General features: G+C 69.6%; 24 protein-coding genes. 6 read left to right on the plus strand and 18 right to left on the minus strand.

Annotated elements, in window-relative coordinates; genetic code table 11:
* Positions 1-166 precede the first annotated feature (166 nt).
* The 10 genes from IEY70_RS19070 to IEY70_RS19115 all read right to left on the minus strand — a co-directional run bounded on the left by IEY70_RS19070 (position 167) and on the right by IEY70_RS19115 (position 7864).
* Positions 167-754, minus strand: coding sequence for a TM2 domain-containing protein (locus IEY70_RS19070; protein ID WP_189066610.1), 588 nt, complete (start codon positions 752-754; stop codon positions 167-169).
* Positions 755-811: 57 nt separating this feature from the next.
* Positions 812-1606: a class I SAM-dependent methyltransferase gene (locus IEY70_RS19075; protein ID WP_189066611.1), complete on the minus strand. Its 795-nt coding sequence runs from the start codon at positions 1604-1606 to the stop codon at positions 812-814.
* A 59-nt stretch (positions 1607-1665) separates the two neighbouring features.
* Positions 1666-2682 (minus strand): AAA family ATPase, encoded by a 1017-nt coding sequence (locus IEY70_RS19080; RefSeq protein ID WP_229778091.1) that lies wholly within the window; start codon positions 2680-2682, stop codon positions 1666-1668.
* Between the two features lie 188 nt (positions 2683-2870).
* On the minus strand, positions 2871-3461 hold the full coding sequence (locus tag IEY70_RS19085; RefSeq protein ID WP_189066612.1) for a nicotinamide mononucleotide transporter family protein: 591 nt from the start codon (positions 3459-3461) through the stop codon (positions 2871-2873).
* Between the two features lie 13 nt (positions 3462-3474).
* Positions 3475-4059, minus strand: a complete 585-nt coding sequence (locus IEY70_RS19090) for a hypothetical protein (RefSeq protein WP_189066613.1) — start codon at positions 4057-4059, stop codon at positions 3475-3477.
* On the minus strand, positions 4056-4580 hold the full coding sequence (locus IEY70_RS19095) for a hypothetical protein (protein ID WP_189066614.1): 525 nt from the start codon (positions 4578-4580) through the stop codon (positions 4056-4058). Before IEY70_RS19095 ends, IEY70_RS19090 begins: the two co-directional genes overlap by 4 nt.
* A 116-nt stretch (positions 4581-4696) precedes the next feature.
* Positions 4697-5113 (minus strand): helix-turn-helix domain-containing protein, encoded by a 417-nt coding sequence (locus tag IEY70_RS19100; RefSeq protein WP_189066615.1) that lies wholly within the window; start codon positions 5111-5113, stop codon positions 4697-4699.
* Positions 5114-5115: 2 nt separating this feature from the next.
* Complete coding sequence (locus IEY70_RS19105) at positions 5116-5412, minus strand: type II toxin-antitoxin system HigB family toxin (protein WP_189066616.1); 297 nt, start codon at positions 5410-5412, stop codon at positions 5116-5118.
* Positions 5413-5438: 26 nt separating this feature from the next.
* Positions 5439-6827 carry a nicotinate phosphoribosyltransferase gene (locus IEY70_RS19110; RefSeq protein WP_189066617.1) on the minus strand — a complete coding sequence of 463 codons (1389 nt, stop codon included), beginning with the start codon at positions 6825-6827 and terminating at the stop codon, positions 5439-5441.
* A 2-nt stretch (positions 6828-6829) separates the two neighbouring features.
* The gene (locus tag IEY70_RS19115) at positions 6830-7864 is read right to left on the minus strand and encodes an ADP-ribosylglycohydrolase family protein (RefSeq protein WP_189066618.1); all 1035 of its coding nucleotides are present in this window, start codon (positions 7862-7864) and stop codon (positions 6830-6832) included.
* 234 nt (positions 7865-8098) lie between these two features.
* On the opposite strand from IEY70_RS19115, the gene IEY70_RS21345 reads away from it, so the two are divergent.
* A complete protein-coding gene (locus IEY70_RS21345) occupies positions 8099-10591 on the plus strand; it encodes a G8 domain-containing protein (RefSeq protein WP_189066619.1) in 2493 nt (830 codons plus the stop codon).
* Positions 10592-10607: 16 nt separating this feature from the next.
* Here IEY70_RS21345 and IEY70_RS19125 read toward each other — a convergent pair whose 3' ends face one another.
* The 3 genes from IEY70_RS19125 to IEY70_RS19135 all read right to left on the minus strand — a co-directional run bounded on the left by IEY70_RS19125 (position 10608) and on the right by IEY70_RS19135 (position 13393).
* The gene (locus tag IEY70_RS19125; protein ID WP_189066620.1) at positions 10608-11540 is read right to left on the minus strand and encodes a leucine-rich repeat domain-containing protein; all 933 of its coding nucleotides are present in this window, start codon (positions 11538-11540) and stop codon (positions 10608-10610) included.
* A 187-nt stretch (positions 11541-11727) separates the two neighbouring features.
* Positions 11728-12594 (minus strand): SDR family oxidoreductase, encoded by an 867-nt coding sequence (locus IEY70_RS19130; protein WP_189066621.1) that lies wholly within the window; start codon positions 12592-12594, stop codon positions 11728-11730.
* Positions 12595-12649: 55 nt separating this feature from the next.
* Positions 12650-13393 carry an enoyl-CoA hydratase-related protein gene (locus IEY70_RS19135; RefSeq protein WP_189066622.1) on the minus strand — a complete coding sequence of 248 codons (744 nt, stop codon included), beginning with the start codon at positions 13391-13393 and terminating at the stop codon, positions 12650-12652.
* 284 nt (positions 13394-13677) lie between these two features.
* On the opposite strand from IEY70_RS19135, the gene IEY70_RS19140 reads away from it, so the two are divergent.
* Together IEY70_RS19140 and IEY70_RS19145 are read left to right on the plus strand one after the other, a co-directional pair.
* On the plus strand, positions 13678-15342 hold the full coding sequence (locus IEY70_RS19140; RefSeq protein ID WP_229778092.1) for a sensor histidine kinase: 1665 nt from the start codon (positions 13678-13680) through the stop codon (positions 15340-15342).
* Positions 15339-15779 (plus strand): response regulator, encoded by a 441-nt coding sequence (locus IEY70_RS19145; protein ID WP_189066623.1) that lies wholly within the window; start codon positions 15339-15341, stop codon positions 15777-15779. Before IEY70_RS19140 ends, IEY70_RS19145 begins: the two co-directional genes overlap by 4 nt.
* 120 nt (positions 15780-15899) lie before the next feature.
* On the opposite strand, the gene IEY70_RS19150 is transcribed toward IEY70_RS19145, so the two are convergent.
* The 4 genes from IEY70_RS19150 to IEY70_RS19165 all read right to left on the minus strand — a co-directional run bounded on the left by IEY70_RS19150 (position 15900) and on the right by IEY70_RS19165 (position 20817).
* Positions 15900-16436 carry a hypothetical protein gene (locus tag IEY70_RS19150; RefSeq protein WP_189066624.1) on the minus strand — a complete coding sequence of 179 codons (537 nt, stop codon included), beginning with the start codon at positions 16434-16436 and terminating at the stop codon, positions 15900-15902.
* A 140-nt stretch (positions 16437-16576) separates the two neighbouring features.
* Positions 16577-17461 (minus strand): pyridoxal kinase PdxY, encoded by an 885-nt coding sequence (gene pdxY / locus IEY70_RS19155; RefSeq protein ID WP_189066625.1) that lies wholly within the window; start codon positions 17459-17461, stop codon positions 16577-16579.
* Between the two features lie 49 nt (positions 17462-17510).
* Positions 17511-19040, minus strand: a complete 1530-nt coding sequence (locus IEY70_RS19160; RefSeq protein WP_189066626.1) for a Ppx/GppA phosphatase family protein — start codon at positions 19038-19040, stop codon at positions 17511-17513.
* Between the two features lie 25 nt (positions 19041-19065).
* Positions 19066-20817, minus strand: coding sequence for an ABC transporter substrate-binding protein (locus IEY70_RS19165; protein WP_189066627.1), 1752 nt, complete (start codon positions 20815-20817; stop codon positions 19066-19068).
* A gap of 54 nt (positions 20818-20871) precedes the next feature.
* On the opposite strand from IEY70_RS19165, the gene IEY70_RS19170 reads away from it, so the two are divergent.
* Positions 20872-22101 (plus strand): MDR family MFS transporter, encoded by a 1230-nt coding sequence (locus tag IEY70_RS19170; RefSeq protein WP_229778093.1) that lies wholly within the window; start codon positions 20872-20874, stop codon positions 22099-22101.
* Positions 22102-22659: 558 nt separating this feature from the next.
* Here the strand turns inward: IEY70_RS19170 and IEY70_RS19175 are convergent.
* A complete protein-coding gene (locus IEY70_RS19175) occupies positions 22660-23709 on the minus strand; it encodes a GNAT family N-acetyltransferase (protein ID WP_189066629.1) in 1050 nt (349 codons plus the stop codon).
* 97 nt (positions 23710-23806) lie between these two features.
* Here IEY70_RS19175 and IEY70_RS19180 point away from each other — a divergent pair, with 97 nt between their 5' ends.
* Both IEY70_RS19180 and IEY70_RS19185 read left to right on the plus strand, forming a co-directional pair.
* Entirely contained in the window at positions 23807-24361 is a 555-nt protein-coding gene (locus tag IEY70_RS19180; protein WP_189066630.1) for an endonuclease dU, read from the plus strand.
* Between the two features lie 108 nt (positions 24362-24469).
* The gene (locus tag IEY70_RS19185) at positions 24470-25564 is read left to right on the plus strand and encodes a DUF4384 domain-containing protein (protein ID WP_189066631.1); all 1095 of its coding nucleotides are present in this window, start codon (positions 24470-24472) and stop codon (positions 25562-25564) included.
* Positions 25565-25869 lie beyond the last annotated feature (305 nt).

The raw sequence follows: 25869 nt of genomic DNA on the forward strand, positions 1-25869 counted from the left end.
GCGGATTTTAGCCGTCTGGGACAGCACTCGCCAGCATGCTGCTTAAAACTGAAAGATGTCAGTTGATCGAGGTGTGAACCGTCTATCGACCATCAACTTTCAACGATCGACTCCTGAGACGGACTCCGATTGAATGGCTTACAAAGCCGCTGGGTCCGAGTCCGTGTTACAGCCAGGCTTTCTGGCCCAGGATGTACTCCCGCTCGAAATCCGCGTCACTCTTGGTCAGGTAGATGATGCCCTCGACCAGTCCCAGCAGGCCCACGGCGCTGCTGACCAGCGCGGCCAGCGGCAACGTGACGACCAGCCCCAGGCCGAAGGTGAGCAGCCCGATCAGGAACGCCACGATCCACACGCCCACGTTCACGCCCAGCATGATCGCGCCGGGCGTGGTGTTGCCCAGGTAGAACTTGTGCACGCCCAGGCTGCCCAGGAAGATGCCCAGCAGCCCCGCGATCAGTTTCTTCTGCGCGACGTCCGCGCCGCCCAGCGGTTGCGGAGCCTGTGTCCGCGCCGGTTCCCCGAAGCGGTCCAGGTTCGAGGCGGGCGGCGTGATGGGCGGCGCCCCCAGGCCCGGCTGGGGCGTCGCCTGTTTCGTCAGGGACGGCGGGGCGGCCGGGGTTGCCTGGGGAATCCGGAGGTCCTGGGGGTGCCCGTCATCCGGCCCGGCCGTGCCTGCGCGGCCCAGCACCTCGTCCACCCACGACGGCGCGTTCCCCGGCGTGCCCTTGCCATCATCTTCCGGTCTGGTCATGCCTCACAGTACGCCCTGACGGCCCGGCCGTTCATCCTCCGAAAGTCACCCCTGGGGTCATTCGGGCCGGGTGCCGCGCGCCACGATCACCGGCAGCGGCACCGTCACCGGCCCCCCCGCGAACAGCGGCGCGAGGTCCGCGCGGTGCTCCGCCTGCACCTGCGCCCGCAGGTCCGGTGTGAACCCCGCCAGCGGCTGCCCCTCCAGGCCCGCCGCGATCTCGTCCCAGCGGTCCCCCACGCACGCCAGCGTGTACGGCAGGTCCGTGCGGTCCACCTGCACGTCATCCAGGCCCGCGCCCAGCAGCAGGTCCCGCGCGGCGTCCGGCGTGGGAATGCGGCCCAGCGGCGCCGCCCCCGGCCTGACCCCGTGCGCCTCCAGTCGCGCCCGCCACAGCCCCGGCAGGTCGCCCAGCAACCCGCGCCCGAACGACGAGAACACCATCTGCCCGCCCGGCCGCACCACCCGACGCCACTCACGGAGCGCCGCGCCCATGTCCGGCACGAAGAACAACCCCGACGCGCACACCACCACGTCGAACGACCCGTCCGGGAACGGCAGCCGAGCCGCGTCGCCCACCACGAACTGCGCGCCCGGCACGCGCCGCCGCGCGACCTCCACCATGCCCGCCGACAGGTCCAGGCCCACCACGGACCCCGACCGGCCCAGCAGCGCCAGCGCCACGCTGCCCGTCCCGGTCATCACGTCCAGCGCCGCGCCGCCCGGCGGGACCACCACCTGCGCCGCCACGAACCGCGCCGCCTGCGTCAGGAACCCCAGCCGGTCGTACCCGCCGGCCAGCCGGTCGAACTGCCGCCGGTTGCGGTCCTCCCATTCACCCGCAGTTGTCATGCCCTACCTTATCCGGACTCCGGTGAAGTTCCGGATCAGCGAAACAAACGGAACTCGTATTACGCCCCGTTCAGGGTGGCCCGCACCTGCGCGACCCGTTCGGGCACGCTGCCGCGCAGCACCGTGAACGGGACCCCGCGCGCCTCCAGGTCCTGGCGGATGAACGCCTGCTGCACGGCCCGGACCTCGGTGTTCGCGCGCCAGCCGTCCTGCTCGTGCGGGAGGTCGGTGTCGCACAGGAACGTGTGCGCGTAGCGGGCGCGGCAGGCACCGGCCAGGGCGTTCAGTTCCGCCGGGGCCGTGCCGGTCAGCAGGTGCGACCACATCAGGGTCGTGGCGGCGTTCGTGTCGCTGAACACCCACTTGTGCACGCCGGGCGACCGCGCGGCCTCGTCCTCCAGCGCCCGGTGGCCCCGCGCGATCTCCAGGAAGTGCCCTGGGGTCAGCGCGCCGTTCTCGCGTTCGTACACGTCCCGGCCGTACTCGCGCACCCAGGTCGTGCCGAACGCCTCGCCCAGCGCCCGCGTCAGGGTGCTCTTGCCGGTGCTCTCGGCCCCCAGGATCACCACGCGCCGCACGAAATGGGCGTACACCACGGGATCGAGGAACGCCCGCAGGCCGTGCACGTCCGCCCGCAGCGCCGTCCCGCTGACCGGCACGATCTGCCGCGCCCGGTCCACGAGTACGTGCGCCGCGCCCAGTGACGCCGCGAACGCCTTGCCGTACCCCTCGGACGTGAACACCGCGTCCGGCCGCACGTCCCAGCCGTCCAGCACGCCGCGCACGTACCCGCGGTGCACGGCGTCCGGCTCGTCGTTCAGGGGTGGGGTGGGGGCGTCCGGCAGCAACTCCAGCCCCGGAAACAGGCGCGCCGGGTACAGCGCCCGGAGCCAGCCGCGCCGCAGCGGACTGGGCATCTCCGGAAAGTCCGGCCGGGAGTACACCCACACGCTCACGCGCTCGCACTGCTCAAGCGCCGCGTCCAGCAGGAGCATGTGCCCCCGGTGCAGCGGCGCGAACTTCCCGACGATCAGGCCGTGCCGATAGGTTTTCACCAACCCACTTTCGCTGGTCACACGCCCCCCTCATACGGATTCCGTTTGTTTCGTTAACAACCCGGAACTTCACCAGGTTGCCAACTTCACGTCCGGAACCCGTTTCTCTCCTACTCGCATCCGCTCGGATTGCAAGGGCTTTGCAGCCCATTCAATCGGAGTCCGTATCACCCCGGCCCTCTCCCGCCAGGGGAGAGGGAGAACAACCGTCAGGCAAACGCCACTTCGCGCCGCTCGTCGCGTCGCCACGCGCGCCAGCCGACCACGCTCATGGCTGCCAGCACGAACTGCAACGCGAACAGCACCCAGTACTCCGCGTGCCAGAAGTACACCGCCTGCACGGCATTCACCGCGATCCACACCGGCCAGGACCACGCCCAGCGGCGCGTCGTGCCGAAATTGGCAATCAGCGCCAGCGTCACTGCCGCGAACTGCACCCCGTTCCACGCGTCCCCGAAATCCGTCACGGCCACCGTGTACGCGAAGATCGCCAGACTCGCCGCCCACGTCACGCCGTACCAGAGCGGCTCGTTGAATCGGATCTCGCCCCGCGCCCGCCGCGCCTCCAGGTGCCACAGGTACAGCCCGTGAATCCCGAACAGCAGGTACGTCACCTGCAGGCCCGCCAGCATCCACTGCCCGCCCGTCGCGAACAGCAGGAAGTACGGCAGCAGCGACAGGTTGCTCCAGTGCCAGTACGTGCTGCTCTTCGCCCACAGGAAATACAGGCTGACCAGCACGCACAGGCCGCCCGTCAGGTCGAGAACCAGCGGCGGGATATTCAGGCCGAACACGTTCATGCGTTCCCCCCGCTCACGTGTCGATCCGCAGAGTCGCCACGCCCGCCCACGTACCCAGCGGCAGTCGCGCCACGTCGATCAGCAGCAGCGCCACGCGACCCGCCGTGACCGTCACCAGCCGCCGCTCCGGATGGGCCAGGAACAACGCCTGCGCCGCCCGGATGGCCTGCACTTCCTCCGGCGCGTAGAAGTCCGCCGCGTTCCCATCTGCTTCACGCCGCGCCAGCCGCTCCGCCACGCGGAAGTCCGATTCGGTCACCTCCACCTCGACCTCGCCAGTCGGGAGGGGCAGCAGGCCCAGCCAGTCCACGCGGCCCAGTTCCTCCGGCGTGAACGCGCGCGGCAGCACGAACGGCACATACGGCGTGTCCGTGTCGCTCGACTCGATCAGGGACGACATGGCCCCTGCCAGCGCCGCCGCGAACGCCACGCCCTCCTGCACGGCCTCAGGACTCGCCGCTTCTCCCCGCTGCTCCGGCCAGCCGAACACCCCGTCCGGCGACAGGCGACCCGCCACCACCACCGGCGACACCGACCCGTCCGCCCGGTACGCCACCAACCGCTCCAGCTGTAAGGGCACGTTCAGATCACCGTTCATAAGTCTCCTTCCCAGTCGTTCCCGCCCAGTCGCGTCAGCACGGCCACCTGCCGCGCCAGCGCCGTGAGTGTCCACGCGGCTTCCGGCTCGCTCCACTCGTCCCGGCGCACGTCCGCCCGGCTCAGGAATCCCTGTTGCGCCAGCCCCAGCAGGGCCGACGCGAACTCCTGCCGGGACAGACCCGCCACCGTCGCCGTGCCGTTCACGGGCAGGCTGTCGGCGAACGGGTCGATCGGGTCGAGCAGGTCGAACAGGCCTGCGAACACCCGTAACTCCCGGTCGGACAGACCCTCGATCACGCGCATCGTCTGGAATTTGTCCGGCGCGGGCGGCGGGAAGCTCAGCACGCACCCCGCCAGCGCCCGCGCGATGAAGCGCAGCTTGTCCTCGGACTCCGCGACCTCCGCCGCCCGCACCGCCTGCACCACGTTCGCCTGGAAGGCATCCGAGCGCAGGTACGCATGATCCACCGACCCCGCGAAGGCCCGCAGCAGCGCAGCGAACTCGGCCTGCACATGCACGGCCAGCCGCGCCGCCTGCCGCTGGTTTGCATAGGCGAACCACTCCGGCAGGGACGAGGAGGGGAGACCCAGCGGTTCCAGGGACTGGAGGGCGGGAAGGAGGGGGGTCAGGGCGTTCAGAGGAACATCCCAGGACTTACCTGGAAGAACGCGCCCAGTTTCCGCGCGTGATCCGCCGTGAACGCCCGCCGCCGCCGCAGCAGGTCGCTGATGGTGCTCTGCGGAATGCCGGTGGCGGCGGCCAGTGCCTGCTGCGTCAGGGGCCGCTGCTGGAGCAGGAAGGCCAGCATGTCCGGTCCGTCTGCGTCTGGTACCGGGAATCGCCGGGTCTCGTACGCCGTGATGCGCTGCGTCAGCAGTTCCGCCAGCGGGTCCAGCGGGTGGGGTCCCTCGCCCTTGACCTCGAAGTCGAAGGTGTACAGGAACGCGGTGGCGCGCGCCAGATCATCGTCGGTGCGGATGTCCATGAAGAATTCGGGAGCCAGCCCGCTCAGCTCCTGGAAGGACCGCGTGATTTCCGGAAAGTTCGTCATGGTCACCTCAACTCCTTCGTCCAGGCGTCGTACTGTCGGTGGGTGTACACACCCACAATGTAGAAGCGTCTTCCGGCAAAGTTCGGGCGGACGATCAGGCGGTACCGGTTGCCGCTGATGTCGAACACGAGGAACCCCTGCACCCAGTCGGCGCTACCGAAGTCCGTTTTCACGTCGGCGAACGAGGCGTACTCGCGCGCGCGGACCAGCCGGTACCACTCGCGCAGGGGCTTCTCGGCGTCCGGGTGCTCGGTCCAGAACGCGATCAGCACGGCCAGCGTCAGCGCGTTCATGCCCATGCCCACGATTATAGCATGGTGCTATATCACGCCCGCCCCCTTACTTCCTCCAGCGTGTCCCGCACCAGCAACTCCCCGTCGCGGTACACGGTGCGCAGCAGGCTGCCGGGGAAGTCGGTATCAAACGTCCTGTACGCCTTCGTGACCATTCGGCCGCCTTCCTGCACGAGGTCGAGGACGCCGTCCTTGCTGCGTTTGCCGGGGTCGGTGACGGGATCCTTGTAGATGCCCCGGTACTCGCCGTCGATCAGGCCGGCGCTGGCCTTGTACGCGAAGCGCTGGGTGTCCCGGTCGACTTTCTGGAGGAGGGCGCCGCCCATGCCAAAAGACACGTTCTCGGCGCTGTAGCCGTCCACATCCAGGTTGTCGAGGATCTGGCGGATGGTGTGTTCGTCGATTCCGTCGCCCTGGATGACGCGGACGTGGTTCAGGACCTTGTATCCCTTGCTGTTGGTGGTGGTGCCGTACCTGGCGGCCAGGGCGTTCACGGCGAGGCGGACCATGGCGGGCGGTTCGCCGCTGTCGGGCCGGACGACCAGGGTGCCGCCGGATTCGATGACCTGCTGTCTCAGGGTGTCGCCCCAGAGGTGGTTGATGGCGTTCTTGAGGTCGTAGGAGTCGCTGACCACCGCGTACACGCTGCCGGGGCGGCTGAAGCGGGTGATCATGTTGCGGTACGCGTCGACCTCGTGCGCCTTGCCCCAGGATGTGATGGTGCTGTGCTCGGCGGCGGGGATGGAAAACGCGGCGATGTCGGCGCCGTAGTGGTTCCGGGCGACGCGCAGGGCTTCCAGGGTGTCGCTGCCCTGGAAGTTGATGAGGTGGGCGAGGCCGCCGATGCCTGCGCTCTCGCGGCTGCTGACGCCCCTGGACCCGAAGTCGTGCAGTTTGAACGGGAGTTCCTCGGCGGCGCGGTCGCTGGTTTTTTCGAGGGCGGCGCGGATGATCTCGCGGATGTGCCAGCTCTGGGTGGCGACGGTGGTGGGGTACCAGACACGCATCAGCATGGTTTCGAACCAGCCGACCAGCCAGGGGAGTTCGGGGTCGGTGTTCGTGCAGCTCAGCAGGACGTTGTGGATGGGCACCAGCGTGCCTTCCGGCACGGCGCGGACTTCCAGGGGCAGCTTGCCGCCGTGGACGTTCACGACGCGCATCCAGCCGTCGTAGGGGAAGGGTTCGCCGTGTGCTTCGATGAGGGCGCGGGCTTCCTCGACCATGTCGGCAGTGACGCGGGTGGTCAGGTAGCGGTCGAGGATGTACTGCAGGCCGAAGAAGCGCGTCTGGGGATACTTGCCGCCGCGACTTTCCAGGTAGGAGAAGAGGCGGGTGGTGCCTGTGGGGTACTGCAGGAAGTGGCTGCTCTTGTAGCTGTCGGTGTCGAGGATGATGTTGCGGTCGTTCAGGGGAGTGGTCATGATCAGGCTCCTTTGCTGGACAGTGTGGTCAGGGCTCGGGCGAGGGTGTGGAGTTCTTGGCTGTATTCGATCTGGTCGGTCCAGTCGGTGGGGAAGGAGTGAATGCCGAGGTGGGCGCCGAGCAGGCTGCCGGTGATGCAGGCGATGGAGTCACTGTCGCCGCTGGTGGTGGCGGCCAGTTGAAGGGCGCGGACCGGATCTTGTGGGAACAGCAGGAAGCACAGCAGGCCGGTCGCAAACGCTTCTTCTGCAATCCAGCCTTCACCGCTGTAGTGGCATGGATCGGCGTGGAGGGGAAGGCCGGTGCTGGCCTGGAGTGCGCGTTCAAGGGCGTCACTGCATTCGTCCCAGCCGCGTGCGATGAAGTCTTCCGGGCTGGGTTCGGGAGTGTGGGTCCACAGGTCGCCCAGCCACGCGTGATGGTAGGTGGTGCGTTGTGCCTGGACGTACTGCCTGAGGTGGGTGGGCAGTTCGGCTGGGAGTGCGCCGTCGAGAAGTAGGTGCAGGGTGTGTGCGGTCAGGTCGCTGGCGGCCAGGGCAGTGGCGTGACCGTGGGTCATGGCGGCCTGAAGTTGCGCGGCACCTGCTCGGGTGGTGGCTGCTGGCACCGTGGCGATGGGTTGCACGCGCATGTTGGCGCCGCAGCCTTTGGACCCAGGGATGGTGGCGTGCGGCCAGGGGACACCTTCTTTCAGTGCCTGACAGGCGCGGAGGCAGGTCATGCCGGGGGCGCGGTTGTTCTCCGGGTCGTCCAGCCACTGCGTGAACGTGTCACGCAGTTCCCCGGAGAGGGCTTCGGCACTCAATTGGGGTGTGGCGATCAGTGCTCGCGCGACGGCGATCATCATTTGCGTGTCGTCCGTGACTTTGCCCTGGTGGATCGTCGTGGGGCCATCGGGCGGATATGCCGCGCGAATAGCTGCCGGGTCACGGGTGAATTCAACGGGGGCGGCGAGGGCGTCTCCGAAGGCTGCTCCGAATAGAAGCCCCTGTATCCGGTGAAGGGGTGAAGGTAGGTGAGGGCGTGGCGGGGTCATGGGGTGCCTCCTATGGTGCAACCTCGTGCTTGACTCATAATCTAGAAATCTATTATGAAAACTATGAGCAAGGGGGGTGCGTGAGGTTCAGGCAGTCGTGACCTCGCGCCACTTCGCGCAGCGATTCGACTGGGAACGCTGTCCCTGACGGTGCTCATGCCGGTGCGGGCAGGATGGGGGAGGGGTGCGAAGTCCTTCACGCCACCCTGCTGACCGTGCGTTTATCATTCCTTCATGCCCGCGCGCCGCTCCGCCACCGTCCTGCTCCTGACCGCGCTCCTGACCGCCTGCGGGTCCGGATCGGGCGGCAGCGGCACCACCAACCCCACGCCGACCCCCACCCCCACGCCCAGCCCGACCCCCACGCTTCCCACTGTGAAGTGGAGCGACCCCGCCACCTGGGGCGGCACGCTGCCCGCCGCCGGGCAGAAGGTCACCCTCCCCGCCGGGAAACGCGTCCTGCTGGACACCACCCCGCCCGACCTGGGCGGCCTGACCATCCCCACCGGCACCGTGCTGGAATTCGACGACACGGCTGACCGCACCCTGCGCGCCGAGTGGATCATGGTGCACGGCGAACTCCGCATCGGCAGCGAGGCCAGACCCTTCACGCACCACGCCGAGATCCTCCTGACGAACAAGGCCCCCGGCGAGGACGTCATGGGCATGGGCGACCGCGTGCTGGGCGTCATGGACGGCACCCTGGAACTCCACGGGCAGCCCCGCCTCGCCTGGACGCGCCTGAACGCCACCGCCCGCAAGGGCAGCAGCACCCTGACCCTGGACCGCGCGCCCGACTGGCAACCCGGCGACAGCCTCACCCTGACGAGCACCGACTTCAACCCGGACCAGACCGAACAGGTCACCGTGCAGCGCGTCAGCGGCACTGCCGTCACCCTCGCCGCACCTCTGAAACACACGCACTGGGGCGACCCGATCACCGTCGCGGGCCTGGGCGTGAACGAACGGGCCGAGGTGGGCCTCCTGACCCGCAACGTCGTCGTGGCCGCCACGGACGACGCCGCGCAGACCGGCGTGGGCGCGCACGTCATGATCATGGGCACCAGCACCGCCCGCATCGAGGGCGCGGAATTCACCCGCGTCGGGCAGCTGAACACCCTGCGCCGCTACCCCGTGCACTTTCACCAGCTGGGCAGCGCCCCGACCTCGTACCTGCGCGGCAGCAGCGTGCACGCCTCCTTCAACCGCTGCGTGGTCGTGCACGGGACCAGCGACCTACGCGTGCAGGACAACGTCACCTTCGACAACATCGGCCACTGCCTCTTCCTGGAAGACGGCGACGAGACCGGCAACACCCTCAGCGGGAACCTCGTCACGCGCGTCAGGGCCCCCGACGCCAAACAGGGCCAGAAGCCGCTGCTGGACAGCGACAAACGCCCCGCCGCGTACTGGATCACTCACCCCGCCAACACCGTGCGCGGCAACGTCGCCGCCGGGGTGGACGGCACCGGCTTCTGGCTCGCGTTCCCCGAACACCCCACCGGCCTCGCCGCCGCCAGGACCGACATCTGGCCCCGCCGCACCCCCCTGGGCGAATTCAGCGGCAACACCGCCCACGGCACGGATCGTGGCCTGAACCTCGATGGCGGCCCGAAACCCGACGGCACCACCGAGGTCACGTACTACGCGCCCGTCACCACGCCCAGCGATCCCAAAAGCGCGCCCGTCACCGCCACCCTGGACACCTTCACCGCCTACAAGAACCGCGACCACGGCGTGTGGCTACGCGGGAAGGGCCACGTCCTGCTGAACGCCACCCTCGCCGACAACGGCGTCGGCGCGACCTTCGCCAGCGACGACAGCACCCTCAAAGGCGGCACCCTGATCGGTGAGACACCCAACCTCGGCCAGCCCGACAGCTGGGAACCCACCGGCACCGGCGGCCGCGCCCTCCCACGCCCCTGGGACCCCAGCTTCCCCATCCGCGGGTACCAGTTCTACGACGGGCACGTCACCATCGACGGCGCGACCCTCGCCGCGTTCACGCCCGACACCACCCGGCAGGCCAGCGGCCTCGGGTACGTCACGAAGAACGCCTTCAGCCTCGAACCCACCAACAACGCCCTGAACCTCCGCTGGCCCGACACCAGCACCCGCGTGTACTTCCCACCCGCCCAACCCGACCGGGACGGCGACAAGGCCGCCACGTTCCTCGACACCGACGGCACCACCACCGGCAAGGCAGGCACCACCGTCACCGCCAGCCCCCTCCTGCGCGCCGCGCCCGACTGCACCCCCACCCCCGCCTGGAACGCCAGCACCTGCCCCGGCACGTACACCCGCCTGTGGATTCACGACGACACCGCCGCCCGCATCGGCCCCGTCACCGTCACCGGCCCGCACGGCACGGTCAGCCTGAACGGCAACACCGCCGACCAGAAAACCTTCCACACCACCACCCGCCTGGGCCACACCTACACCCTGACCCCCACCACCCCCACCCCCCACCTGCGCGTCGGCATCAGCCACAGCCAGCCCGGCGACACCCTCACCCTCCGCATCCCCACCCCCACCGAACCCCGCCTGTACCGCGACTGGTGGATCGACAACCGCAACCTCCTCAAGAAGGTCACCCCCGCCGCCCTGCCCACCACCACCGGCGACAGCTACGCCTACGAGAACGGCACCCTCACCCTGAAACTCGTCGTGCAACAGGGCCGCGACTACGCCGCCACCGACATCTGCACCGCCGACCTGTGCAAGTAAGGGGGCCGTGTCAGGCTTACAGGTACACCTGACAGCCCCGCTCAATCAGCGTGTCGAAAGCGTCTGGCAAATTCTCGATGCGGTTCCAGCGCAGGTCGAGTTTCCGCAGGGCGGGCAGGTGCGCCAGCCTTTCGGGAAGGGTGGTCAGGGCGTTGGCGCGCAGGTCGAGGGTGTGCAGCGCGTGCAGGTCGCCCAGCGTGTCTGGCAGGTGCGTCAGCGCATTGAAGCGCAGGTTCAGGGTCGTCAGGCGCGGCAACTGCCCCAGCGAGTCCGGCAGTTCTGTCAGCGCGTTGCCCTGAAGGTCCAGCACTTCCAGCGCCCCACACCCTCCCAGCGTGCCGGGCAGGCGGGTCAGGCGGGCGTTCATGACGTGCAGTTCCCGCAGCGCGCCCAGCGCCCCGAGGCTGTCTGGTAGGGCCTCCAGCGGGTTGCCGTACAGCCGCAGTTCCGTCAGGGCGCGCAGGTTGCCCAGCCACCCCGGCAGGTGCGTCAGGGCGTTATCCGTGACATTCAGGTACGTCAGCGCGCCCAGGTGCCGCATGGAGTCCGGCAGTTCCATCAGCCGGTTGTGGCTCAGGTACAGGAACGCCAGCCGACCCAGCCCCCTGAAGGCGTCCGGCAGGGCGTCCAGCTCGTTGTGCCCCAGGTCCAGCATCCGCAGCTCGCGCAGGTTGCCCAGCGCGTCCGGCAGCCTCTGGAACCGGTTGGCGGACAGGTTCAGCGTCCGCACCCCGCCGCGCGTCCACACCCAGTCCGGCACGCCCGTCAGCACGTTGTCGTACACGCTGAAGACCGTCAGGTCCGGCGCGGCCTCCCGCCCTGGCAGGGCATCCAGACCCAGCCCGTCCAGATTCACGCGCCGCACCCCCGACCAGTCCGGCAGATTCAGCAGTGCCGCCCCCCGCAGATCCGAGAGGTGCTGGTGGACGGGCATGGGGGTAGCAGACATGCCCGCAGCGTACCGGCCGCGGGCATGGTCAGGAGGCTCAGGTGAGGTGGCTCATACGGATTCCGTTTGTTTCGTTGCCAACCCGGAACATCACCGGGTTGCCAACTCCACGTCCGGAACCCTTTTCTCTCCTACTCGCATCCGCTCGGATTGAACGGCTTCATAAGCCATTCAATCGGAGTCCGTATCAGTCTTTCTTGGGCAGGGCGAGGCCCATCTGCTGGTACATCTGGTACTGGGGGGCGCCGCCGAGCATGTTCTGGCCGCCGTCGACGGGCAGGATGACGCCCGTGACGTAGCTGGCGGCGTCACTGACGAGGAACAGGGCGGCGTTGGCGATGTCCTGGGGGATGCCGAAGCGGCCCAGCGGGACGGTGCTCATGAACTGGTGGCGGGTCTTCTCGTCGGGGGCGAGGCGGGCCATGCCTTCGGTGCCGTCGATGGGGCCGGGGATGATGGCGTTCACGCGGATGCCGCGCAGGCCCCATTCGATGGCGAGGGTGCGGGTCAGGGCGTCCACGCCGGCCTTGGCGGCGACGACGTGCGCCTGCATGGGCACGGGGATGCCGTAGGCGCTGATGCTCAGGATGTTCCCGCCGGGGGTGGTCAGGTGGGGAGCGCAGGCTTTGATGGTGTGGTACGTGCCGAGCAGGTCGATCTCGACGACGGTCTTGAAGCCGTTGGGGCTGATGCCGTCGACGGGTGCGGGGAAGTTCCCGGCGGCTCCGGCGAGGACGATGTCGAACGGGCCGAAGGTTTCGACGGCCTGCGCGGCGGCGGCCTGCATGGCGGCGATGTCGCGCACGTCGGCGCTGACGCCGAGGGCCTGCCCGCCCGCGTCGATGATGCCCTGCGCGGCCTTCTGGGCTTTCTCGAGGTTGCGGCCCAGGATGGTCACCCGGCAGCCGTGCGCGGCGAAGCTCTGGGCGATGCCGAGGTTGATGCCGCTGCCGCCGCCGGTGATCAGGGCGTGCTTGCCGGCCAGCAGGTCGGGGCGGAAGGTGCTGTCGGCGGTGCCGGCCTGGAGGGTGCCGAGGGTGGGGGTCTGGGTCATGTGGGGTCTCCTTGGGTGGGGAAGGGGGGGCGGGGGTGGTGGGCTGGACTTGACCTTACTTCAGGGCCTGCGCGAGGCCTTCGGCGGTCATGTGCTGGGCGTTCCAGGTGACGGCCCCGGCGAGGCTCTGCGCGTGCGGCAGGTCGTCCTGCAGGGTGCGTTTGGTGCCTTCCAGGGCGCGTGGGGGGAGGGTGGCGAGGTACGCGGCGAGTTCGTCGGCGCGGGCGAACAGGGCGGCCGGGTCGGGCAGCAGTTCGGTGATCAGGCCCCAGCGTTCGGCGGTGGGCGCGTCGATGGGCTGGCCGGTCAGGGCGAGGTGCGCGGCGCGGCCCCGGCCGATCAGGTGCGGCAGGCGTTGCAGGCCGCCCAGGTCGGCGGCGATGCCCAGCCTGACTTCGGGTAGGCTGAAGCGGGCGTCTGCGCTGGCGATGCGGATGTCGCAGGCGCTGATGAGTTCCAGGCCCCCGCCGATGCACCAGCCGTGCACGGCGGCAATGACCGGGATGGGCAGCGCGGCGAGGCCCTCGATGGCGGCGTGCATTCCGGCGACCACGGCCCGGAACGCGTCGGGGTTCCCGAGGGCGGGGGTGATGGTGGGGGCGCTGGCTTTCACGTCCAGTCCGGCGCTGAACAGTTCCTCGCCGCGCACGATCAGGGCGCGGGCGCCGCTGCCGTCCAGGGTGGCCAGCGCCTGCGGGACTTCCTGCCAGAAGGCGGGTCCCATGCTGCCTTTCTTGCTGATGATGGTCAGGGTGGCGACCTCACCCGCCTGGGTGAGCCTTACGCTCTGAAATGTCATGGCGTCCACTGTAGCGCGTTCCGGTGAACTCGGTTCAATTTCGTGGGGTTGCGTGTGAGTGCGTGGGTGTCCGGAGCCGCGCAGCCATACGGATTCCGTTTGTTCCGTTAACAGATCGGAACACCACCGATCTGTTAACTCCACGTCCGGAACCCGTTTCTCTCCTCCTCGCTCTGCTGCGCAGCTCTACGAGTCCGCTCGGACCCAGCGGCTTTATAAGCCATTCAATCGGAGTCCGTATCACACCTGCTGTTCCCCGGCGACTCGGCTACAATGCCCCCGTCATGTCCGCGCCCGTTTCTGCCACGCCCGACCCGTCCGTGACCACCGACCACGCGGCCCGGACGGTCCGGCCGACCGGTGGCGGCGTGACGCTGCGCGCCTTCCTGCTGCGGCCGTTCGTGGTGCCGTTCGCGCTGCTGGTCGCGGTGGGCGCGGCAGTCGTGGTGGGTGTCGGCCGCAACGAGGCGCAGTTGCAGGCGGTCGAGGACGCGCAGGCGCGGATGCTGCTGGTGAACGCCCTGAGCACCCAGATTTCCGTGATGGAAAACGGGCAGCGCGGGTACGTGATCACCGGCAGCCCCAGTTTCCTCGGACCGTACCGGGACGGCGAATCGACCTTCCGGGCGTCCGTGTTCGCGCTGCGTGACCTGAGTTTCAACGACCTGCAACGCGAGCGACTGTCGCTCGTCGAGGCGGCCGTGAACGAGTGGCAGGAGCGGGCCGCGCGGCCCGAGATCGCCGCGCGCACCGACTCGCTGCGGCAGGCGGCGGCGCTGGTCAGTACCGGCGTGGGCCGCGACCTGCTGAACGACGCGCGCGAGGTCACCGAGCTGATGCAGGCCGCCGAGAGCGAACGCCTGAGAGACGCCACGCGCGCCAGCCAGACCACCCTGAACACCGTGCAGTGGGTCAGCATCAGTGGGCTGCTGCTGACGGGCGCGTTGCTGCTGCTGACCGCGTACCGCGTGACCCGCACCGTCACCCGCAGCCTCGGCGAACTGAACGCCGGGGCGCGCGACATGGCCGCCGGGCAGTACGGGCGCCGCATGCCGCGCACCGGCGTTCAGGAACTCGCGCAGCTGGGCGAACAGTTCGACCGCATGGCCCTGGCCGTGCAGGAGCGCGAGCAGGCGCTGCACGACAGTGCCGAGGCCCTGCGCGCCAGCAACACCCACCTGGAGCGCAGCAACCGGGAACTCGAACAGTTCGCGTACGTCGCCAGTCACGACCTTCAGGAACCGCTGCGCACCATCGGCAGTTACACCGAACTGCTCGCCCGCCGCTACCAGGGCAAACTGGACGCCCGCGCCGACCAGTACATCGCGTTCACGACCTCGGCCACGCAACGCATGAAGACCCTGATCCAGGACCTGCTGGCGTACTCCCGCGTGCGCAAGGCCCCGCGCGCCACGCAGCCCGTCGATACGGCCGCGCTGGTCCGGGACGTGCTGGCCGACCTGGAACAGCAGATCCTGGCTGAACAGGCCGTCGTCGAGGTGCAGGACCTGCCCACCCTGAACTCCAGCCCGGAACTGCTCCGGCACGCCTTCCAGAACCTGATCGGGAACGCCCTGAAATTCCGCGACCCGCAGCGCCCCCCGCACGTGCAGGTTAGCGCGCACCGCCGCGAGCACGCCGGGCAGGACAGCTGGGTGTTCCAGGTGCACGACAACGGCATCGGCATCGAACCCGAGTACCACGAACGCATCTTCGGGGTGTTCCAGCGCCTGCACGGCATGGAGGAATACCCCGGCAGCGGCATCGGGCTGGCCGTGACCCGCAGCGCCGCCGAGCAGCTGGGCGGGCACCTGTGGGTGGACAGCCTGCCCGGCGTCGGCAGCACCTTCTCGCTGGCGCTGCCCGTACAGGCGGCCACCCCTGAACCAACAGACGCCACGCCGACAGACACCCGCGCCCCGCAGGCCCCCGCAGGAGACCACCCATGACCACCCCCCCCGTCGAGATTCTGCTGGTCGAGGACAACCCGGCCGACGTGATGCTCACCCAGGAGGCGTTCGAGGACGCCCAGTTCCCCCACCACCTGCACCACGCCCGCGACGGCGTGGACGCCCTGGCGTTCCTGCGCCGCACCGGCCCGCACGGCGCCGCCCCCCGCCCGGACGTGATCCTGCTGGACCTGAACATGCCCCGCATGACCGGCCTGGAACTGCTGGACATCCTGAAACTCGACCCGGAACTGCGCAGCATTCCCGTGATCGTCCTGACCACCAGCCGCGCCGAGAGCGACATCTGGCGCAGCTACAACCTGCACGCCAACGCGTACATTCCAAAACCCGTCAGCGTCGCCGAGTTCGAGGACGTCATCCAGACCCTCGGGAACTTCTGGTTCCGCAAGGTCGCGTTGCCCCACAGGCCCGACTGAACCGGCCGGTCATGCCGCCCGTGACGCACCTGATCGGTGAAGACCCGCCCGCAGCAGAACCACGCGCAGCAGAACCGCCCGCAACCATCGAGGCTGCGGGCGGCGCTGCGAAAGGTGCGTTTACATCGTGCGGCGGCTGAGGGTGCCCCCGTCGGAGTACTCGCCCCCGTGGCGGATGGCGGCGGCCTCGACCACGTCGTGGGGCACGCTTTCATCCACGGCGACCACACGGCCACCGTTGGTGGTGGTGGTGTTCAGGCGGTCGTAGTAATCGTCGTCGGCTTCGTAGGCGTGGCCGGTTTCGTCCACACCCATCGCTCCGCCCGTGGCGCCCACGGCGGCGCCCACACCGGAGCCCAGCGCGGCCATGCCCAGCACGACCGGCAGGGCCAGCCCGCCCGTGGCGATGGTGGCGCCCGTCGCCAGGATCCCGGCGACCGCGCCGACCGCTGCGCCCACGCCCGTGCCCTTCACGGCGCCCGCACCGGCGTCCTCGGCGGTGCCGCCGTCCACACCGTCCGTCACGACCGGGTCGGCCGCCGTGCCCCGGCGGGTGACGGTGGCGCTGCCCATGGTCGGGGCGATCACGCCCTGCGACTTCAGGTCGGCGATAAAGGCGTCGGCGGCAGTCTCGGTCGGGAAGATGATGTGTTTCATGCCTTCAGTCTGGCCCGCCCCGCCTGCCCGCCCGTGAGAGTGTGGGCAAGGCACTTTGGCCGGACGCTGACAGGGCGCAGAGGTCCGTCTCATCTGACCCGCACGGAACGGCCGGGCCGGAGGGTCGCTCTGGGCCGCGCCTACCCGACCTGCTGCGCCTCGAACACCCGCGCGGGCTTCACGAACTCGTCCTGCGCGGCCACCAGCTGAATCTCGCGCGTACCGGCGCTGTGCGTGTAACTGAGCAGTCCGAACAGCGCGCTCATGGACAGGCTCAGCGCCTGCGCCGCCTGACCGGACTTCAGGTAGTGCCCCAGGAACAGCGCCGCGATGGCGTCCCCCGTGCCGTTGCGGGGCGGGTCGAGCGGCAGCAGCGGCGTGCGGCACAGCCACGCCCCGGCGTCCGTGACGGCCAGCGTCTCGATGCTGCCCTCGGGCGCGCCGCTGCGCACCAGACTGGTCAGCAGCACCACGCGCGGCCCACCCGCCCGCATCCGTTCCCGCAGCGCGCGGGCGGCGTCCAGCGCGTGCTCCAGTGTGTCCACGGTGCGCCCGGTCAGCAGTTCCAGCTCGAACTGGTTGGGCGTCACGATGTCCGCCTCCGGGATGGCCTGCGCCGCGATCAGGTCCGGCAGTTCCGGGCGCACGAACACGCCGCGCCCCACGTCGCCCATCACCGGGTCGCAGGCGTACAGCGCGTCCGGGTTCGCCACGCGCACGCGCCGCACGGCGTCCACGACCGCCGCGACCGTGCCCTCGCTGCCCATGTAGCCGCTCAGGACCGCGCCGCACTCCGGCAGTACCCCGCGCGCCTCGATCCCGTCGATCAGGTCCGCGACCGCCTCGGGCGGGAACACGGCGCCCGTCCACGCGCCGTACCCGGTGTGATTACTGAACTGCACCGTGTGAATCGCCCAGACCTCGAATCCCAGGCGTTGCAGGGGAAACACGGCGGCCGCGTTCCCCACATGCCCGTAACTGACCCACGACTGAATGCTCAGGATGTTCTGCGGCGTACCCGTCATGCCCCCAGGATACCCGGCACCCTCTCCACGGCACTGCATTCCAGAGTCCCTACAGGGCGTGAAGGGTCAGTGGTCCGAACACCCGCCCCCACAGGTCCGCCTTGTCCCGCGCGCCCGACAGGTCCAGCGGCGTGGCGCCCGCCACCGTCAACTGCCACCCGTCACCGCGCCGCACCAGTTCACCCAGCCGCACCGCGCCCCCGTGCGAACGGTCCAGGCCGTCCGCGACCCGCAGGACCGCCGCCAGCCGCGTCACCCGCGCGCGGTCCCCGGCCCCGAGTGCCATGAACTCCGCGTGCGAGGGTTTCGGCACGCTCTTGCGGTGGTAACGGGCCAGTTGCGCGATCAGCTCGATCTCACGCGGACTGAACCCCCGAAGTTCCGCGTGCCGGATCAGGTACGCCGAGTGCTTGTGGTGCGCGCTCTGGGCCACGATCTGCCCCACCTCGTGCAGCGCGCCCGCCGCCGTCAGCAGGCTGCGGTCCTCATGATCGACCGGCTCGCCCGCCGCGTGCAGCGCGTCCAGCAGCCCCCGCGACAGCGCCGCCACCTGCCGCGAATGGGACAGGTTCGCGCCGAACCGCTCGGCGGTTCCCAGCACGCTCCGCTGCCGCGCACTCAGCGCCGACCGGTACGCCTGAAACCGCGACAATTCCTCGATCAGCATGCCCTCGCGCAGCGCACCCTCACTGACCGTCACCTGCCGCGCCCCCAGCACCTCCAGCGCCGCGTGCAGCGTCGCCAGCCCCGCCACGACCGTCTCGGAACGCCGCTCCAGGCCCGGCACGCGCGCCCGCGCCGCGCCCTTCAGCCCCCGCACGTGCTCCAGCAACGCGCCCAGTTCGGCCAGCGTGAACGTCACGCCGTTCACGCCCTCCGGCCCGTCGCCACTGCCGCCCACCGCGCCGCGCCGCGCCACGATCGCCGCCGCCGCCGCCTCTGCCGTCCCGCTCGACAGCACCGCCCGCGTGCCCGGCCGCACCCGGAACCGCTCCACGTGCGGAGCGAGCGCCGTGCGGACCGCGTCCGTCAGCGCCTGCACCTCCCGGCGGGCCGGTACGTCCGACCGGAAGAACGCACGCGTCATCCGAATCCCACCCAGCGGCAGGCTCAGCACGTCACGCGGCGCGTGCCCGTCCCCCCGCACGAACTCCAGACTGCCGCCCCCCAGGTCCAGCAGCACGTTGTCCTCACCCAGTTCCACGCTGTGCGCCGCGCCCAGGTACGTCAGTTCACCCTCACGCGCTCCCGAGATGATCACCGGGTACACCCCGGTCCGCGACAGCATCCGCCCCGCGACCTCCGCCCCGTTCGGCGCCTCGCGCAGCGCACTCGTGGCGTACACGTGCACCTCGGCCACGCCCGCCCCGGACGCCAGCTCACGGAAGCGCGTCAGGGCCGACGCCAGCCGGTCCTCACCCTCGGGCGTCAGGTTCCCCGCCCCGTCCAGGCACTCGCCCAGCCGCGTGCGGTCCTTCAGGGCGTCCAGCACCCGGAACCCACCCGCGTCCCCCTGCGCCGCCTCGGCGATCAACAGGTGACTGGAATTGGTACCCACATCCGCAACGGCAACCCTCATGGAAAGCAGCGTAGCGCAGCGCGCCTCAGGCGCGGGCGTCCCCCAGCCACAACCGCTTGAAATCAATGCGGCCATACGCGTCCGGATGCACGTCCCGGATCAGCGGATGCACCGCGCGGCGCTTGACGCGGTGATGCGTGAGGTGCAGGTGATGCCCGCCCAGCAGCCGCGCCTCCACGCGGGTCATCAGGGCCTCCAGGGCCGCCGAGTCGGGGGCCACGCGGTACCCGTCCAGCAGGGCGTCCACGTCGCGCAGCACGTCGGTAGGCAGCAGGCGGCGGAACAGCAGTTCCGGCTGCTTCAGCGCCGACCAGAACGACAGGTGCTCGTCCCACCCGGCGATCTCACCCATGAACGCCAGATCCACGTCGTCCCCGGCGTCCGGCAGCGCGTCCAGCGGCGCCGGAACGACCTGCATCGGCAGGCCCAGCCGGGCGGCCCGCGCGGCCAGCCAGTCGGCCTCCTGCCGCGCGCCGGGCAGGTCCAGCACCCACACGCGCAGCGGCGGCCCGGCGTACGCGGCCCGTGCCAGCAGCGCCTGCGCCCGTGCCAGTGAGTGCCCACGCGGCGGGCGGTCCAGGCTGCGGCGCGGCAGGAACGACGTGGCAGGAAGGAGCCGCTCGGCGCGGCCCGATTCGCGCCAGAACGCGCGGATGTCATGCAGTTCGACCACCGCCGCGCGCAGCGCCGCCGACCGCGCGGCAGGCCGGTGGGCGTTCCAGATCAGGAAATGCACGCTGTTCTCCGGCACCCAGCGCTCGACCGGATCCTCCGGCACACCCGACACGTCCAGCGCAGGCGGTGCGTCCCCACGCAGCTCCGGCACGAGAAAGACCTCCACCTCGTCGATCAGCGGCCGCCCCGCGAAGTGCGCGTCGAAGGCCTCCAGCCGGAACCCGCCGTCCAGCGCGTGCCAGCGGAACGCCCCCGTCCCGACCGGGCGGCGCTCGTCGAACGGCACGTCCCGCGGGAGGATCAGCGCCTGCTCGTGCGCCAGCCTGCGGGGAAAGAACAGGTCCGGCCCGTCCAGCGTGATCTGCACCGTGAACGGCGTGATCTCCCGCACGTCCAGCACGCCGCCCAGGTACCACGGCGCCCCGCGCCGCACCCGCTCCAGCGTGAAGCACACGTCCTGCGCGTCCAGCGTCCGCCCGTGATGGAACTGCACGCCCTTACGCAGGTGAAACACCCAGCGGCGCCCCCCGTCCGGCGTGCCCCAGTGGTGCGCCAGATGAGGCCGCAACGTCCCCGCCAGCGGATCGAAGACCAGCAGCGGGTCCAGCACCTGCGTCAGCAGATGCGCCTCCGCCGCCGAGTTCACCGTCAGCGGATCGAGGCTCGTCAGGGGCCGCGTCACCACCGTCCGCAGGCGATCCGTGCCCGCCGGACCCACCCCCAGCCCGAACGTGCCGCGCACCGCGTCCGTCAGCACCCACGCCCGCGGAAACCCCAGCCGCGACAGCCGCGCCAGATCCGCCGCCGCTCCCACCCCCGCCAGACCCGCCGTCAGGACCGCCAGTTCCCCCTCCAGCGTCCCCGCGAACGCCACCCGCGACGTGTTCCCCCGCCCGCGCCCCGGCGTGTACACCAGCCGCCCCGAAGCGTGCAACCGCGCCAGCTGCCGTTTCGCCGTCCGGTCACTGCACCCCCACCACGCCTGCGCGTCCGCCAGCGTCACCCGGTGCGTGTCCCGCACCCCATCCCGCGCGTGCAGCACCGCCCGCAACGACAGGTACGGCCAGTCCGGCACGGGCGAATCAGCAGGAAAAGGGGACACCACCACGCCACTATGCGTCTTTTTTCCCCTTTCCGCCTGCGCCACCCTGAACGCATGTGGCGCACCCTGCACCCCAACGTGAAAACCCGCATCACCACGTCATTCCTCAGCCGCGTCGTCGGCAGCATGGTCTTCCCGTTCATGGCCATTTACTTCACCGCGCACCTCGGCGCCGCACTCGCCGGAACACTCCTGCTGGCCGCTGGCATCGTGCAGTTCCTCGCGGGCCTGTACGGCGGCGCCCTCGCCGACGCCCTCGGCCGCCGCCGCACCCTCCTGACCGGCGAAGGCCTGAAACTCCTCGCCTTCACCCTCATGCTCCTCGGCAACCTGCACGGCCCCAACCCCTGGCTCACCTTCGCCGCGCTGCTGCTCGTGAACATCTCCGGCGGCCTCATCAACCCCGCCGCCGAAGCCATGCTCGTCGACGTCAGCACCCCCGACACCCGCACCTTCATGTACGCCATCAACTACTGGGCCGTGAACCTCAGCATCCTGATCGGCACCCTCATCGGCGGCTGGCTGTACCGCGACCACTTCACCCTCCTGCTCGCCCTGCTCGTCGGCATGAGCATCCTCACCGCCGCCCTCTGCACCGCCCTCATGACCGAAACGCGCGCCGCCAGCCCCACCGCCCGCACCGACCTGGGCCTCAAACCCCTCCTGCGAAGCTACGCGCAGGTCATCACCGACCGCCCCTTCCTCCTGTTCGTCCTCGGCGGCATCCTCATCCTCAGCATCGAATTCACCCGCACCAACCACGTCGCCGTGCACCTCGCCCAGCACTTCCCCCGCGCCGACTGGCTGGGCGTCACCCTCGACGGCATCCGCGCCGCCAGCGTCCTCACCGCCATCAACACCCTCCTCATCGTCGCCCTCACCGCCCCCGTCGCCCGCTGGCTCACCAGCCGCGACCCCCACCGCCCCATGCACGCCGGCTTCGCCCTGTTCGCCCTCGGCTTCGCCGGACTGGCCTACAGCACCCACCTCCCCACCTTGATCGCCGCCACCGTCATCCTCAGCATCGGCGAACTGCTCTACGTCCCCACCCGACAGGCCCTCCTCGCCGACCTCATCCCCGAAGAACGCCGTGGCGCGTACCTCGCCACGCACGGACAGGTGTTCACCATCAGCAAATGGATCGCCGCGCTGGGTCTGCCCGTCGGCGCCGCCATCGGCGGGGCAGGCATGGCCGCCGCACTCCTCCTGCTCGGCGCGCTGGGCAGCCTGTTCACCGCGCTGGCGCTGCGTCCGGGAGCGGGGGGGAGGCTGGCTCGGGCTTGAACGTTGGGAGGTGGGCGCCTGCGGCGGGGTTCCCGTGTGCTGCCCCACCCCCCAGCCCCCTACCCCAGGGGGGCAGGGGGAGCAACGTTGCACTGGGCAAGAGTTTTTACTGGTGCGGCGGAGGTGTAGTAGGCGGTGACGGGTCTGGCCTCGACGCCATCCTGCCGCCCCCCTCGCAGGCCCGCGCGCTGCGCGCACGACGGCCGGTGGTGATCTGCGGTGGTTGGCAGGGTGCCTTGCTGAACGCCGCTGATCGACTTTGAAACCCATGCTCTGGCAACAGCCGAAAAAGTAGAACCTTCTGGTACTCACCAAGTTGGCTGGCCCGCCCGGCGTCGTGGCAATGCGGCCCGTCGTGCGCGAAGCGCGCGGGGCGAACGCGGCGACACCGGAGGCATGCAGCCCCATACGTGGCCGTTTCCGCCCGACACCCACCGACCACCTCAGCGAAATACCTGCCCAGTGCAACGTTGCCCCCCCTGCCCCCCTGGGGTAGGGGGCTGGGGGGTGGGGAGGCCCGCCGCAGGCGCACCCCCACGACGTCAACCTCAATCCGCGTTACCGGAGTTTCAGCTGCCACTCCGTGAAGGTGCTGTACGGCGTGAAGCCGAGTGCCACGTTGATGCCCAGCATGGGGGCGTTCTCTTGCGCGTTGTGGGTCTGCACGGCCCGCGCGCCGGGGCAGTGGGCGCGTGCGTGTTCCAGCATGGCGGCTTTGAGCCATTTGCCGAGGCCCTGTCCGCGTGCTTCGGGGCGGACGGCGGTTGCGCCCTGGTAGAGCAGCGCGGCGCGGTCGGGGTGCCAGAAGACTTCGCTGTAGCCGTCGATCTGTCCGGTGCGGGTGTCTTCGGTGGCCATCAGGTAGCGCGTTTCGCCTGCTTCGTGGGTCATGGTGTCCCAGGCGCGGATCATGTCGGGTGTGATGGTCCAGTCGTCCTGTTCCAGTTCGCCTCTGGGGGCGGTGTTCATGACCATCATCATGTCGGCCATGCGGGTCAGGTACTCGTCGGGGATGGTCGTCCAGGTGTGCAGGCGGTGGGGGTCGTGGTCTGGGCGGGTTTGCCAGCGGGTCAGCAGGTCGGGGTCGAGGTCTGCGAGGGTGACGCGGCTCTGGCGCATGGGGAGGGCGGGTGTGGCGCCCAGGTTGCGTGCGAAGGCTTCGGCGGCGGGGTTGCGGCTGCTTGTGCCGAAGGTGATGGTCGTGTGGCCGTGTGTCAGGGCGGCGGCGTGTAGTGCGTTCCACAGGGCGCGGCCGGTTCCGGCGCGGCGGTGTTGGGGGTGCACGGTGATGCGGGCGTGGCCCAGGTGGGTGTTCTGTTCGGTGTCGAATCCCAGTCGGGCGTAGCCGATGGCGGCAGTGCCGTCCCATACGGCGAAGGTCACGTTGCGTTCGGTGGGCAGCAGGTGTGACAGGGCCTGCGCTTCCTGCGCCGGGATCAGGGGCGGGTCCTCGGGGTAGGAGTGGGCGAAACTGTCGGCCATGAGGTGCCCGATTGCAAGCCGCTGTGCGGGCGTGGCGGTCGCCACGTCGAGGGGCTGCACGCTGGGCGGCGTGACCGGCGGGGCGGGGGAGGGCTGCTCCGTTGTCTGGGCGGTGGTCGGGGTCATGCTTTCAGTGTCCTCCTGGCGGGTCAGGGGTGAATGCGCCAGATGGCTCAGCGTGCCGTAGGCCGGGTGCGGCTGGCAGGGGCGTTACCCTGGGGGCGTGTTCGCTCACGCCATCGGGTTCGACGACGCTCCGTTCGCGCATGGCTGGCGGGGTGATGTGCCGGTCATCGGGACGGTGTATGCGCGCACGACCCTGCATGGCGTGGTCAGTGGGCGGGTGCGGCGCGACGGGCGGAACAGCACGGCCGAGCTGGCGCGGCTGGTGAACCGTTCGCCGGAGCACCTGCAGTTGATCCTGCTTCAGGGGATCGCGCTGGCAGGCTTCAACGTGGTCGATCTTCACGCGCTGCACGCGCAGACGGGGCTGCCGGTGCTGGTTGTGGCGCGGCGTGCGCCGGACCTACCCCGCATCCGTGAGGCGCTGCTGACGCGCGTGCCCGGCGGGGCGCGCAAGTGGGCGCTGATCGAGGCGGCCGGGCCGATGGAGCCGTGCGGGCCGGTGTTCGTGCAGCGTGCGGGCCTCTCGCATTCGCAGGCGCTTCAGGCGTTGCGGACGTTCACGGTCACCGGGAACGTGCCCGAACCGCTGCGGGCCGCGCACCTGATCGCGGGCGGCGTCACGCGCGGGCACAGCGCCGGGCAGCGCGCCTGACCCGGCCGCTGCCTGTTGACACGCTCCACCTTTACAGTCTCCTGAATTCTGAACGCTTCCGTCAGGTGCGGTCAGCCGTCCGTCACGCGGGCGCGGCACACTGCCGGTATGAAAAGCACCCTGACCGCCCTGCTGGCCCTCGGTACCGTCGCCCAGATCAGCACTGCCTCTGCCGCCCCGAAGATCAGCGCGCAGAGCATCATCGTGAACCCCACGCAGCCTGACCTGAACGTCAGCGTCCGCATCAACAAGGACAGCACGGGCGCGCAGAACCCCGCGTACCGCGTGGACGAGAAGATCAGCATCAGCGCCACCGCGAACCGTGACGCGTACGTGTACCTGTTCAACGTGAACCCGGACGGCAGCGTGGATCAGATCCTGCCCAACCGCCTGAGCGGCGCGAACTTCGTGAAGGCGAACACCACCACGACCTTCCCGGCCGCCGACGCGAACTTCACGTACACGGTCGCGGGTCCCATCGGTCAGAACAAGGTGCTGGCCCTGGCGAGCCTGACGCCGCTGAACCTGGACCAGATCAGCTCGTTCAAGACCGCGCAGGACCAGTTCGCGACCGTCACTGCCAGAGGCCAGGACGGGCTGGCGCAGGCGCTGAGCATCGTGGTGACGCCGCTGCCGCAGAACAGCTGGGTGACGGACACGGCGTTCTACACGGTGGCCGCGCAGAACCCGGTGAGCACCGGCAGCCTGTTCGTCGGCACGAACGTCTCGGGCGCAACCGTGATCGCCAACGGGCAGACGCTGGGCGGCGCGAACGTCACGTACAGCAACCTGCGCGCCGGGACGCTTCCCATCCGCGTGCGGGTTCCCGGTTACAGCGATTACACGACCACCGTGACCATCCGCCCCGGCGCGACCACCAACGTGAACGTCGAGTTCGCGCAGCCGCTCGCCGTGACCCCCGCGCCCGCCCCGGTCAGCAGCACCCCCGTCCTGGACTTCATCGGCGGTCTGCTCGGCGCGATCGCCAACACCCAGATGCAGGACCCCGCCCGCAGCGCCTACGACCGCAAGGTCAGCGACCTGCAGGGCCAGGGGTACGCCCTTCAGCAGTCCCGTCAGACGAACACCGGTTTCGTGGGCACGCTCGTCAAGGGCGGCAGCACCGTCACCGTGACCGTGGACCGTGGCAACAACCGCACCGTCCGCGTGAACGTCAGCGAGACCACCACCTACCGCTACTGATCATACGGACTCGGGTTGAATGGCTTATAAAGCCGTTCAATCCGAGCGGAGCGAGTAGGAGCAAAACGGGTTCCGGACGTGGAGTTAAGTACACTGCGTTTATCTTTTAGATAAACCGCGCGGAGCGCGTAGCAGAGGAAGTACGTTGAAGCGGGAATGGAGAGGTTCCGGCGCCTTCCCGGAATCTCGCAATGTTAGCTTCGACGTACTTAACAGATCGGTGGTGTTCCGATCTGTTAACCAAGAGTTTCCACTTCACTGCCGATGACGTGTCACGCGGCCTCAAACAGGGGTCCATCCTGCTC

The organism is Deinococcus seoulensis (assembly GCF_014648115.1).
Taxonomy (GTDB): domain Bacteria; phylum Deinococcota; class Deinococci; order Deinococcales; family Deinococcaceae; genus Deinococcus; species Deinococcus seoulensis.